The following is a 13,126-nucleotide window of genomic DNA, read 5'->3' as shown; positions in this document are numbered from 1 at the left end:
ACGTGATGTTTGATTACGGCATGATCGAAAATATCTTTGAAACAAATTCTTCAGAAGCTTTCTCATATTTAAATATGAGCTCTATTTTATACTTTATTATTTTTGGTGTGTTGCCTTCAATTTTTATATTCAAAGTGAAAATAGTTCGTTCACAGCATCTCCTTAAAGAGATTTTTCTGAGGATTTCGCTGGTGCTATTTGCGATTGCTGGCATTGGATTAATTGCTCTTTTCTTTTACAAAGATTATGCCTCTGTGGGGAGAAACAATTCTTATTTAAATAAAATGATCAATCCAGCACATATATTTAACTCAGTTAAATATATTAATAAAACTTACTTAACTGAGCCCTTGGTCTATAAATCAATAGGAGAAGATGCCACGCTGGAAACAGCTAAAAATGGTAAGCCAACCCTGATGATATTAATGATCGGTGAAACAGCTCGCTCACAAAACACTTTTTATAATGGCTACCCACGTAATACCAACCCTTATACGCAAGGTATGGGCATTATTTCCTTCCAAGAAGTTTCTTCATGTGGAACCGCAACGGCACATTCTTTACCGTGCATGTTTTCAAATATGACGAGAGGCAATTACAATAAACAAAGGGCTAATCAACAAGACAATTTACTCGATGTGATGGCGCATGCAGGAATCAACATGTTGTGGTTGGAAAATGACAACGGTGATAAAGAGGTTGCTAAAAATATTAACAAGATCAACATCAGTGCAAACAGTGATTCACCATTTTGCGATGGTTCGAGCTGTTATGATGAAATATTACTCGCGGACATTGATAAACAAATTAAAGCGAATAATGGCAATCAATTAATTGCTCTGCATATTATAGGTAGTCATGGACCGACCTATTGGAAACGTTACCCAGAGAGTAAGGCGGCTTTCAAACCTGCCTGTAATCGCAGTGATATTGAGAATTGCTCAGATCAAGAAATAATGAATGTGTATGATAATACCTTGGTGTATACGGATTATATTATTTCCCAGACAATACTAAAATTACAACAATACTCAAATGATTATAATGTTGCCTTAATCTATCTGTCCGATCATGGTGAATCACTGGGGGAAAACGGCTTATATTTACATGGTGCACCTTATGCTGTAGCCCCTGATGAGCAGACAAAAGTGCCATGGTTTATGTGGTTCTCGGAGGATTATGCACAGGAAAAAGGGTTTAATAAGCAATGTGTGGTTAATAAAACGACGCAGAAAGGACTGTCGCATGATAATTTATTCCACACTGTATTGGGGTTGTTTGGCGTAAAAACAGCAGCTAAAGATAATTCTTTAGATATTATTTCAAGTTGTAAATTGAAATAATAAAGTAAACGTAGAGTAGCCCGCTAAACATTGGCGGGCTTTTTTATATCTGTAAGAGAGGCAATACGCCTTAATGGTTTCCTAAACTATTTTTGTAATCTTGATAACTAAATTCAGCCAGTAACTCAATGGTATTATCTAGCCGTTTGAAATAGATGCTGGGCATTTTAAGGCCGTTAAACCAATTTAATTTAACCATCGTATAACCGGCCGAATCTATTAAGTGCAGTTTTTGCCCTATTTGTAATGGCTGCTCAAACTGCGTTTCACAGAACTGATCACCAGCCAAACATGAACATGATCCAATAACATAAGGGAACTGGCCATTTTCAGCCGCTTCAAGTACGCAAGCTGGCTCTTTATAGATCAAGGTATCTAAACGATGCGCTTCTGTCGCACTATCTACGATCGCTGTTTTTTTGACGTTCTCAACAATATCAATCACACTAACCACAAGATCGGCCGTACGTGTAATGATCGCCTCTCCAGGTTCCAAATAAAGCTGAATAGCGTATTTTTCACTAAACGTCTTTAAGGCTAAAGCGAGTTTTTCGATAGGGTAACCCGGGTAAGTAAAGAAGATACCACCACCTAAACTTAACCACTTCAGTTTATCAAGATAATCAGAAAAAGTTGCCGAGATATAATCTAAAATAGCGATAAAAGCATCGGCATCTTTGTTTTCACAATTCATATGAAACATAAAACCCTCTACTTTGTCGAGTACTGATAAATCCAGATTCTCTTGTTTTACCCCTAAACGTGAATAGGGGCGAGCAGGATCTGCTAAATCTTGCCCAGCGACACTGCGCTCAGGATTAATACGCAATCCTAATGAAGCACTGTCTACACAGTTACTGTAATGGGTATCGAGCTGTGAAAGTGAATTAAAGATGATTTTATCTGCAAGTGGTTTGACTGCTTCTATATCTGCTTTTGAATAACCTACGCTGTATGCATGGGTTTCACCGCCGAAATTCTCATGCCCTAATTTAACTTCATAAGGCCCTGAGCTTGTGGTGCCATCTAAATAAGGCTTGATTGTCTCAAAGGTTCCCCAAGTTGAAAAACATTTAAGTGCCAGTACCAATTTAGCCCCAGAAAGACGCTTGAGTTGTTTGCACTGCTCAAGATTAACGATCAGTTTTGATTCGTCAATCATAAAGTAGGGGGTGTTTAGATCTTGTTCAATTGTTTTTTTTTCTGTGTGCATAATGAGGATCTTTTATTTTAATAAAAAACGGATAAAAAAAAGCAAAGAGAGAACTCTTCGCTTTTTTTTAGTGGTAATTATTAGGCGTTGAGTTCTTGGATTTGCCAAGTCAGACCAATACGTGGCATTAACGCCAAGAAATGATCCGGATTAAGCTGTTCAATATTATATAGGCCCGGTTCGCTCCATTTACCCTGAAAGTAAAGTAGGGCTGCTGTGATCGCAGGGACGGCCGTTGTATATGAGATAGCTTGATGTTCAAGTTCAATATAGGCGTCTTTATGATCGCAAATGTTGTAGATAAACACGCTTTTAGCTAGCCCCTCTTTTTTACCTCGTACCCAAGTACCTATACAGGTTTTACCTACATAACCGGATGCCAGTGAAGTGGGATCGGGCAAAATAGCTTTTAACACTTTAAGCGGTTCAACGGTAATACCATCGCAGGTTGTCACCGGCTTTGTACTTAATAAGCCAATACTGCGCATGACATTGAAAAAGTTTAGGTAGTCATCAGAAAATCCCATCCAAAACTCAATCCGTTTGGCCGGAATATATTCAGCCATTGAACGGACTTCATCATGCGCCATCGAGTAAACCTTCTGTTTACCGACAACGGGGAAATCAAATTCCATCATGCGACTGTGACAAGGCACTTTTTTCCAAGCTTGGTTTTCGTAGTAGAAGGAGTCACCTTGGATTTCCAGCATATTGGTTTCGGGATCAAAGTTAGTCGCGAATTCCTGCCCGTGATCACCTGCATTTACATCCATTACATCGATACTATCTATCTCATCAAACAGATGTTTGTTAGCGTAAGCTGCGAATACGCTTACCACACCCGGATCAAAACCAGCGCCTAAAATTCCGGTGATACCCGCGGCTTTAAAGCGCTGTGCAAATGCCCATTGTTCATCATATGCTTCAGGTACCTGTTGTCCTGGCGTGCATAGATCCACCGCCACCGAGGTATCAAGGTAAGCCGTTTTTGTATCTAGGCAGGCTTGCATAATAACAAGGTTAACCCAAGGTGGACCCGCATTGATCACCAAATCAGGTTGTATTTGTTTAATAAGCTCGACCAATAATGCAAGATTATTAGCATCAATAGCTACCGATGCTAGCTTTTTAGTGCTGTCTTTAAGGTTATTACGCCCTTTAATCGAAGTAATGATGTTTTCACATTTGCCAAGCGTGCGTGAAGCGATGGTGATATCACCAAGCACGTCATTATTCTGAGCACATTTATGTGCTATAGCCCATCCAACGCCACCCGCGCCAATCTGTAATATAGACAAACCTATAACTCCTTGGTTGTCAGTGCAACGGCATAAGATTCTATTTTTGCAAATAATGAATCAAAATCATTTAATGTTAAACAGGGATTTAACAACGTTAATTTAAGGTAGACTTTTCCGTCGACCTTAGTTTCTGCAATTACAGCGGTCCCTGACGTCGCCATCTGTAGTCGTAAGGTCTGATGCAGCTGGTTAAACTGTGCTGCCGTTAATGAGCCTTGGAATTTATCGCTTAAACGGAATAAAACAGTCGATAATAAAGGGTCGCAACACAATTCAAAATTGCGATTGTCTTTCACTAACTCGGCAACCTGTAAGGTCAATTCGATCACATTATCGTACATTTCACCTAAGGTGTCGGCGCCCACACTTTTTAATGTCATAAATAGTTTTAATGCATCAAAACGTTTCGTGGTAGCAATACTTTTATCAACTAAATTAGGTAACTCATCACCTTCGCGATTTAAATAATCAGCATGATGCAGTAGGGTATTAAAATTGGCTTTATTTTTAATTAATAAAGCGCCACAACTAATCGTTTGGTAAAATAATTTATGAAAGTCAACGCTGACCGAATCAGCAGATTCGATGCCTTTTAAACGCTGCTGATGTTTTGCGCTTAGTTGTAACGCGCCTCCGTAGGCTCCATCAATATGGCTCCAGATTTGCTCATTGCGTGCAATTTCAACAATTTTGTCGAGTTCGTCAATCGCACCATGATCCGTCGTGCCAGCGGTTGCCACGACACAGATAGGTAATAAACCTTGTGTTTTTAAGCTATCAATAGTGAGTTGTAGATCAACTAAATCCATCTGCCCCTGCACATTGGTTTTCACGCACACGACAGCACGTTCACCGAGTCCCATTAATGAGGCTGATTTCTGCACCGTAAAATGACTCTTGTTTGAGCAGATAATACGGAATTTGTGCCCATAATCGGGTAAACCATCTTGTTGGATATTATGAGCTGATTGCTTAAATGCAAACCAATCACGTGCTAATAACAGCCCCATCAAATTGCTTTGTGTTCCGCCACTGGTGAATACACCATCCGCGCGCGGGCCTAACTGATAGGTTTTGCATAACCAGTCAATCATTAACTGTTCAACAAAAGTCGCAGACGAGGATTGATCCCACGAATCCATAGATTGATTTAAAGCCGCAATAAAGTGCTCAGCCAACACTGAAGCAATAAGCGGTGGGGTGTGTAGATGTGCAATAGTATGTGGGTGTTGTACTAAAATAGAATTTTTAGCAATCAGTTCATTAACCGTGTTGATCACTGCATGTAGCGATTCAGTCTGGCTAAAATCGACACTTTGTAATTGTGCTTTAACAGTGGCTGGTTGAACGCCTGAGTAAGGTTTATCTGCCGCTTGGAAGAGTTGGTTAATCGTCTCTTGCGTAAACGCCGCCGATTCTTCAAAGGACTGATTATTATTACCTAACTGTATAAAGTGTTGTTGCCACTGTACTGATTTATTGGTCATTATAATTTCACCGCTGCAGCAAAGGCTCTTGCCATGGTATCAATGACAAAGTTAATTTGTTTTTCGCTGATAATAAGGGGAGGCAAAAAGCGTAATACTGAGCCTTTACGACCGCCTTTTTCAATGATCAAACCTAATTCTAATGCTGCACGTTGAATTTTAGCTGTTAACTGCGGATCAGATTCAGCATGGCCTAAACCATTAAACTGGTTGGGTTTTACAATTTCTATTCCGTTCATTAAACCGCGCCCACGTACTTCGCCAATTTGTGGGAATTTTTGTTGAATTTTAGTTAATCCTGCTCGTAGTTGCTCGCCACGCGCATGTGCATTGGCTGCTAAATTATCACGTTGAATAATTTCTAATGTTTTTGCGCCGCTAGCCATTGCTAATTGATTGCCTCGGAAGGTGCCCGTGTGCTCACCTGGATTCCAGCAATCAAATTTTTCGTTATAAAGCATAATAGACATAGGCATGCCGCCACCAATCGCTTTCGACAAAATTAATATATCAGGTTCAATACCAGCAGATTCAAAGGCAAAATGCTCACCACTTCGACCAACGCCGCATTGTATTTCGTCAAAAATCAATAGAATGCCATGTTCACTGGTAATACGGCGTAACTCTTTTAACCATTCAACTGACGCGGGAATAACCCCTCCTTCGCCTTGAATAGGTTCAACAATAATAGCAGCAGGTTTAGTAATACCACTTTCGTCATCGGTTAATACTGACTCAATGTAGCGAATGCTTTGTTTTGCACCTTCCTCACCCCCCAAGCCAAATGAACAACGATAGCTGTATGGGAAAGGGAAGAAGTGCACATCTGACATTAAACCTGTACGGCGGCTTTTAGCACCTAAGTTGCCTGTTAATGCCAATGCGCCATTAGTCATGCCATGGTAGGCACCATGGAAAGCGACCATTGTATTACGTTTTGTATAAAGTTTTGCAAGCTTGATCGACGCTTCGACAGCATCTGCACCTGATGGCCCACAAAATTGGATGCGTGCATTCTTTGCAAATTTTTCAGGCAAAAATTTCATCACTGCTTTAATGAAGGCATCTTTACTTGGTGTGGTGATATCTAATGTTTGGTAAGGCACGCCATCATTTAGCTGTTTAATTAAAACTTGATTGATTTCACTGTGGTTATAACCCAGTGGCAATGCTCCAGCACCTGCTAGACAGTCCAGATAAATTTGACCTTTAGTATCTTCGACAATAACGCCGCGTGTCGTTTTAATTGCAATCGGTAATCGGCGCGGATAAGAACGCACTTCTGATTCATAATTCGCTTGATTTAATAACATATCATCTGGCGTAAGATCATATAAATTAGTTACTAAAGGAATCTCTTGATCATTTGATATAGAAGTTTCATGCGCTAAATTGAGGACGTTTTGCATAACGGGATCCTTATAGATTTAAAGGTTGCCATAAAATGGAACTGAAATTGTAGTATGCGCATTTGGATGCGCTTGTATTAGAGGTTAACCGTTTAATTCACGGTTCTGTTACGAAGTTGTGGTAACTCTTGTCTGAGCATAAAAACGTTAATAGTAATAAGCTTACTGCGATACTGAAAAGTATAAGTAAAGACATAATATCGCGCTCCTCTATTGCGTTAGCAGTCATAATAAATAAATTGATTTGGGTGATAAAACGCGCGCATTCTATCATTGATTTTCATACAGGCAAGTGCAAAAAACATCAAAAAACAACATAGACACGTAACTAATTGATAATATGATTTAAATTAAATGGATTGCGTGAATTTTAAGCATCGATTGGCGATTAATTTTTATGCTTGCTTTACTGTTAAATAGGTGTTTATTCCGTTAAAATTACTATGCGGTTGCAATACATATAAGTTAACGGAAAAGGGAATAAGTTTGACAAACAATAAGCAAATATTAGTGGTTGATGATGATCAAGCGATACGTGAGTTATTGGCTGAATATTTATCGAAACACAACTTTGAAGTGATTACTGCGCATGATGGTATCGAAATGGATAATCAACTGCTAACCAACGTGCCAGATCTTATTATTTTAGATATTATGTTGCCTGGTGATGATGGTTTCACATTATGCCAACGTATTCGCCAAAGCTCAAATGTTCCCATTATTATGCTAACTGCCAACTCAGATGAACTGGATCGAATCTTAGGCTTAGAAATTGGCGCAGATGATTATATTGGTAAGCCATTTAGTCCAAGAGAGTTACAGGCCCGCATTAAAGCCTTATTAAGACGTACTAATTTTGCAAAAGATTCGCTAAAAAATGCAGAAAAGACTCGCTATTTGTCTTTTGCAAATTGGAAATTGGATACTCAACAACACAATCTTCTCGATCGAAACGACCAGATAACGTCATTAACGGGTGCTGATTTTCAGTTGTTAACCCTGTTTTTAAAAAATCCTAACAGTCCGATTTCGCGCGATCAAATCAGCCAAGCCTTGCATGGGCGGGACGCCTTTGCAAATGAGCGTGGTATTGATGTACATTTAAGTCGTTTGCGCCAATGCTTAGGTGATGATGCCAAAGCGCCTAAAATAATAAAAACAGTACGCGGGGCAGGGTATGTATTTATTGCCGAAGTCCGTTTTGATACGCAATAATTTACATAACGAATAAATAATATGACCTACTTGCGCTTAATGTTTGCTTCTATCATCTCGAGGATGTTGCTTTTAACTATCTTTTCAGTAGTTTTGGCTCAACTTGTCAGTAGTTTCTTTTTGGTCAATCAATTTGCTGAAAGCGAAGAGAAAACAGTCATATTAAATGCTAATAATTTAGCCGAAAATGCACTTAGTACGATCTCCTTTTTTCAAAACTTACCATTACAATACCGCCACTTAGTCTTAGAGCAGTTACGTGATTTGGGTGGAAGTCGTTTTTTTGTATCATTAAATAGTGAAAAAATAGAGATTAATCCTATCCCTGATAGCCTATTGAAAAAACGGGTTATCAATACAGTTAGACAGGTATTAAAACGGCGAATCCCAATACAAAGCAAGTTGGAAATAGAATTTTCTCATCCCGATGATCTGCATGTACTAAAAAATGATGTGTTATTAAAAGATCTCCCGCCTTCTTGGGGCGCTTACTCCCTCATTATCCCTTCGACTAAACCGCCCATTTTGGTTGTGCAGATAGAAATTGCGGAGCATGAGTGGCTGTATTTAGCCGCTATTTTACCTCCTCCTTATCTACTTGTGGATAAGTCAATTATCTCACCAGCGCAGCTGATCACTCTGATATTCACCACGGTGTTTGTACTGATTTTTATCTATCTTCTTTTTTATTGGCAGACGAAACCATTAAAGCAGTTAGCATTGGCTGTTTCTGAAATGAGCATCGACCTTGATCAAGCGCCATTAGTTGAGCAGGGTGCCTCTGAAATCGTTACCGCAACACGCGCGTTTAATCGCATGCAACAAAAATTACAGCGTTACATCCGTGATCGTGAGGTCTTATTTCGTTCTATATCGCATGATTTAAAGACCCCTATTACACGGTTACGGTTACGTGCTGAATTGCTTGATAGTGAAAAACAAACGGAAGCATTTAATCACGATTTAGATGATCTAGAAATGTTAGTCAATGGCGCACTACAGACGGTAAAAGATACCGATATCCATGAAAATATTCAGTCAGTTAATATACTCAAGTTACTCGAACAAATTAGCAGTTCGCAACCGGATAAGATAAAAATAATCACACCACAGGTCGCCCCATATCGTGGTAAGCCATTAGCTTTAAAGCGCTGTTTGGCTAATTTGATTGATAACGGTGTTAAGTATGGTGGTGGTGTGCAGGTGTTCATTAATGACAGCACAGAAAGTTTACAGATTTTAATTCAAGATAATGGACCTGGCATCCCAGCGCATGAGTTAGAGCATATATTTACCCCTTATCGCCGTTTACACCATGATCTTCATGGGTATGGCTTAGGATTAGGAATTTCCCGTAATATTATACATGCACACAATGGATATTTGCATTTAATCAATCGCGAGGAAGGGGGGTTAGAAGTGATCATTACCCTGCCTAGAATTTATAAATCTACATCCGTATAAGAGTTTACATGAGAAGCGAAAGATCATGAAAAAAACGATTTTATTATTGCCACTACTAATTAATATCAGTTCTTATGCCCATGCTATTCCACTAGAAGTTTTGCACTGGTGGACAGCGCCAGGCGAGCATGAAGCGCAACAGATACTTAAAAATGCCTTGTTAGCACAAGATATAGCTTGGCAGAATTTTGCGATTATAGGTGAAGGTGGTGAGAGTGCAATACGTGTATTACAGATGCGCGCATTGTCTGGTAACCCGCCTGATGCCGCGCAAATAAAAGGACCTGATATTGGCGAGTGGGCTAAAGTAGGCATGCTAGAAGAAATTGGTAAAGTGGTTGATACCCGACCATGGAAGGCTATTATGTCGCAAATCGCCCGTGATACGGTGACTTTTGATGGACATTACATGGCGGTTCCAATAAATGTGCACCGGGTTAATTGGCTATGGTTAAACAAGAAAATTTTCACTGAGCTTAACTTATCAATTCCAACGACATGGGATGATTTTTTTATAACTGCCGATAAAATAAGAGATGCGGGTTATTTACCTTTAGCACATGGCGGCACCGTTTGGCAGGATGCGCTGTTATTTGAGTCAATGGCGATTTCTCTATTAGGTGCAGACAAATATAAAAAAGCATTTGTCATGCATGATGAGAAAATTTTAAATTCAGCAGAAATGATTGCCGTTTTCAAAAAATTTAAACGCTTAAATAGTTATACAAGCCAAGATTTGATTGGAAAAGATTGGTTTAATGCTGCTCATCTAATTGCCACAGATAAAGCCGCGATGCAATTTATGGGCGATTGGGCAAAGGGCATGTGGACTGCATCGGGTAAAGTAGCCATGGTTGATTATATGTGTGTCGAGGTTCCTGAAACTAGAAACATCTTCAGTTATAACATTGATAGTTTCGTGTTATTTCAAAAGTATAATTATCAGGCAAGAAATAATGTTCAGTCGGTTTTTGTTGACACTCTACTTTCAAAAAAATTTCAGGCTGAATTTAATATCAGTAAAGGATCTATTCCAATAAGAAATGATATCGATATGAGCCAATTTGATGCTTGTTCACAAAAGTCATATGCGGATTTTAACAGTTATCAACTTGTGCCTTCATTTACTCAAAACCTGGCAACGACTAGCCATTTGCAAAACATCATCGCGCAAATACTTAGCAACTATTTTAATGATCCTCAAGCTGATGCGACTAACACAGTTAAACGCCTCTCCTTAGCGATTCGCGCAGTTAAATAACTCCTTTTCTTCATTCCATTGCCTTAGCTTCGAGTATGTAACTAGGGCCGGTTCTTTCTCTACACCATCACCTTCTAGTAAATATACCTTAGCGCGAGATAAGCAGACCGATACAGCGCCGCTATTTTTGTGTATTTTCAGTTAACTACACAAAACTTTATGATATTAAATAGAATTTCGCTTTGATTATTCCGAAAAGAGGTCAAATAGAGTTGACTATGATAGTCAAAATCTATACATACGATAAGGCTTGAATCCACAGTAAAAAAGGGTGCTGTAATATGTTAATAGACATTACCATGCGGCATATGGAGACGATAATAGAGCTCATGTAAGAGTGAAATAGGTATTATGTGCTTCTTTCTTCGAGTCTACGATGTCGAGGCAGGGAGTCACAGTTTCGACGTGTCGGTTTATATTTCATCGTGATTGGGCACTTTTCTATGTAGTGTAATAATAACGAATCCAACAATTTTATTGCGCCTAAATAGAACATTTAATGAGTATGAATTTTGTCAATAAAAGTAAATAAAAAAGGGCCCAATAATAAATATTATTGGGCCCTTAGTGAATAAAATAGGGTTAGCTTGCGCTAACCTTTTTTATTAACGAGACATGTAAGCTTCCATGTCAGTTTTTAAGTTATCAGATTTAGTACCGAATATAGCTTGAACACCGTTACCAGAAACAACAACACCAGCAGCGCCTAATTTCTTAAGCTCGCCTTTATTTACTAGCTCAATATCTTTAACCGTGACGCGTAAACGTGTGATACATGCATCTAAGTTGTCAATGTTAGCTTTACCACCAAATGCAGCAACAAGAAGGATAGACATCTCTGTATTATCAAGGCTAACTTCTTCAGCAAGTTCGTCATCTTCACGACCTGGTGTTTTAAGGTCAAACTTAGTAATAACAACACGGAATACTGTGTAGTAGATCGCTGCGTAAATAAGACCGACGATAGGGAACCACCAGAAGTGAACTGAATTACTTGATAGTACTAAGTAATCAATTAAACCGTGTGAGAACGAAGTTCCGTGAACCATACCTAACATGTTTGTTACAACAAATGCAGAACCAGCAAGTAAAGCATGAATTCCGTATAACATAGGTGCTACGAATAAGAATGCGAATTCAATTGGCTCAGTAATACCTGTTAAGAATGAAGTTAACGCAGCAGAAACCATGATACCCATTACTTTAGCGCGGTTTTCTGGCTTAGCACAGTGTGCAATCGCGATAGCAGCAGCTGGAAGACCGTACATTTTGAACATGTATGCGCCCGCAAGTTGACCGAAACCATTACCAGCAGCACGTGATGCATCATCAGCAGATAGGTAACAAGTTAGGATACCGTTAAGTTGCTCGCCTGCTACATTTACACATGAACCTGCTTCAAAGAAGAAAGGTACGTTCCAGATATGGTGTAAACCAAATGGAATCAGTGAACGTTCAACAACACCGTAGATACCAAAAGCAACCGTTGGGTTCTGGTTAGCAGCCCATTCAGAGAATGCAGCGATTCCTCCACCAATCGGTGGCCAAACAACAGCAAGGATAGCACCCATGATAATGGCTGCGAATCCAGTCATTATAGGTACTGCACGTTTACCTGCAAAGAAACCGAAGTAATCAGGTAGTGTAATGTTGTAAAAGCGGTTAAACATAGCAGCGGCAATACCACCAGCGATAATACCACCAAGTACACCTGTATTTGCACCAGGTGCAAGTACTTCAACTGTTTTCATCATGATCACATAACCAACAACAGCAGCAAGACCCGCTACACCATCATTTTTTGTGAAACCTAATGCAACACCGATTGCAAAAATAAGTGCCATATTACCAAATACTGCGCCACCCGCTTGTTCCATTAGTTGTGATACAACATCAGGTAAAACGCCAAATTTAGCAGCACCAACACCCAGTAAAATACCTGCGATTGGTAGTACTGACACTGGAAGCATTAATGACTTCCCTACTTTTTGTAAATTTCCGAAAATATCCATGAACAACTCTCCAGTTGGTTTATTTGTCTGTCGACAGGTTACTAATGTTAATCACATTAAATGGTTGATTATTTATGCTGCTTAAAATTAACTGTGGTGAGACGGCTAATTTTAAGCATCTGAAATATTTCATCTATTTAATATTATTGTTACTAAAATTAAATATGCTTTAATTTTAATGAGGCTAGTATATACAAGCAGAAATGAATTTTCGTGACGGAATTATCATATTATTCGGTACGTTACACTTGCTTACACAAAAGGTAGCGTTGTTACAATATGTTACAAATTTTCACAGCAATTCTCGCTCAAATGATCTTTGCTAAGATAAAACAGCTTTTTCAGCTGTTTTTCCATTTTATGCTCGTCAACCTGTGCTTTCCTTGGTTTTTCCTTTTTCAAACAGGCAAGGATCAAGCTA

9 protein-coding genes are annotated in these 13,126 nt (G+C 39.1%); 4 read left to right on the top strand and 5 right to left on the bottom strand.

What is annotated here, in order from left to right:
- A partial coding sequence (locus KSO91_RS13425; RefSeq protein WP_238743511.1) for a phosphoethanolamine transferase occupies nucleotides 1–1,343 on the top strand: 1,343 nt, incomplete at its 5' end.
- Nucleotides 1,344–1,413: 70 nt separating this feature from the next.
- On the opposite strand, the gene nspC is transcribed toward KSO91_RS13425, so the two are convergent.
- The 4 genes from nspC to KSO91_RS13405 form a co-directional block, all read right to left on the bottom strand.
- Nucleotides 1,414–2,556, bottom strand: coding sequence for a carboxynorspermidine decarboxylase (gene nspC / locus KSO91_RS13420; protein ID WP_238743510.1), 1,143 nt, complete (start codon nucleotides 2,554–2,556; stop codon nucleotides 1,414–1,416).
- An 80-nt stretch (nucleotides 2,557–2,636) separates the two neighbouring features.
- Complete coding sequence (locus KSO91_RS13415) at nucleotides 2,637–3,854, bottom strand: carboxynorspermidine synthase (RefSeq protein ID WP_238743509.1); 1,218 nt, start codon at nucleotides 3,852–3,854, stop codon at nucleotides 2,637–2,639.
- 2 nt (nucleotides 3,855–3,856) lie between these two features.
- Nucleotides 3,857–5,344, bottom strand: a complete 1,488-nt coding sequence (locus KSO91_RS13410; protein WP_238743508.1) for a pyridoxal phosphate-dependent decarboxylase family protein — start codon at nucleotides 5,342–5,344, stop codon at nucleotides 3,857–3,859.
- On the bottom strand, nucleotides 5,344–6,753 hold the full coding sequence (locus tag KSO91_RS13405) for a diaminobutyrate--2-oxoglutarate transaminase family protein (RefSeq protein ID WP_238743507.1): 1,410 nt from the start codon (nucleotides 6,751–6,753) through the stop codon (nucleotides 5,344–5,346). The genes KSO91_RS13410 and KSO91_RS13405 overlap by 1 nt, the downstream gene beginning before the upstream one ends.
- A gap of 486 nt (nucleotides 6,754–7,239) precedes the next feature.
- On the opposite strand from KSO91_RS13405, the gene KSO91_RS13400 reads away from it, so the two are divergent.
- From KSO91_RS13400 to KSO91_RS13390, 3 genes are read left to right on the top strand one after another with little or no spacing between them, the layout of a single operon-like run.
- Nucleotides 7,240–7,968 (top strand): response regulator, encoded by a 729-nt coding sequence (locus KSO91_RS13400; protein WP_238743506.1) that lies wholly within the window; start codon nucleotides 7,240–7,242, stop codon nucleotides 7,966–7,968.
- A 21-nt stretch (nucleotides 7,969–7,989) separates the two neighbouring features.
- On the top strand, nucleotides 7,990–9,432 hold the full coding sequence (locus tag KSO91_RS13395; protein WP_238743505.1) for an ATP-binding protein: 1,443 nt from the start codon (nucleotides 7,990–7,992) through the stop codon (nucleotides 9,430–9,432).
- Between the two features lie 25 nt (nucleotides 9,433–9,457).
- Nucleotides 9,458–10,693, top strand: coding sequence for an ABC transporter substrate-binding protein (locus tag KSO91_RS13390; RefSeq protein ID WP_238743504.1), 1,236 nt, complete (start codon nucleotides 9,458–9,460; stop codon nucleotides 10,691–10,693).
- Nucleotides 10,694–11,298: 605 nt separating this feature from the next.
- On the opposite strand, the gene ptsG is transcribed toward KSO91_RS13390, so the two are convergent.
- A complete protein-coding gene (gene ptsG, locus KSO91_RS13385) occupies nucleotides 11,299–12,705 on the bottom strand; it encodes a PTS glucose transporter subunit IIBC (RefSeq protein WP_238743503.1) in 1,407 nt (468 codons plus the stop codon).
- Nucleotides 12,706–13,126 lie beyond the last annotated feature (421 nt).

Source organism: Psychromonas antarctica (assembly GCF_022267535.1).
In the GTDB taxonomy this organism is placed as follows: domain Bacteria; phylum Pseudomonadota; class Gammaproteobacteria; order Enterobacterales; family Psychromonadaceae; genus Psychromonas; species Psychromonas antarctica.
Note: the sequence above shows the minus strand (reverse complement) of the source record. Positions and strands in the feature narration are given on the sequence as shown.

Bases quoted from the DNA above. Each gene is read 5' to 3' on its own strand.
- nspC (WP_238743510.1), bottom strand. From the start codon at position 2,556: ATGCACACAGAAAAAAAAACAATTGAACAAGATCTAAACACCCCCTAC.
- KSO91_RS13410 (WP_238743508.1), bottom strand. From the start codon at position 5,344: ATGACCAATAAATCAGTACAGTGGCAACAACACTTTATACAGTTAGGT.
- KSO91_RS13405 (WP_238743507.1), bottom strand. From the start codon at position 6,753: ATGCAAAACGTCCTCAATTTAGCGCATGAAACTTCTATATCAAATGAT.
- KSO91_RS13395 (WP_238743505.1), top strand. From the start codon at position 7,990: ATGACCTACTTGCGCTTAATGTTTGCTTCTATCATCTCGAGGATGTTG.
- KSO91_RS13390 (WP_238743504.1), top strand. From the start codon at position 9,458: ATGAAAAAAACGATTTTATTATTGCCACTACTAATTAATATCAGTTCT.
- ptsG (WP_238743503.1), bottom strand. From the start codon at position 12,705: ATGGATATTTTCGGAAATTTACAAAAAGTAGGGAAGTCATTAATGCTT.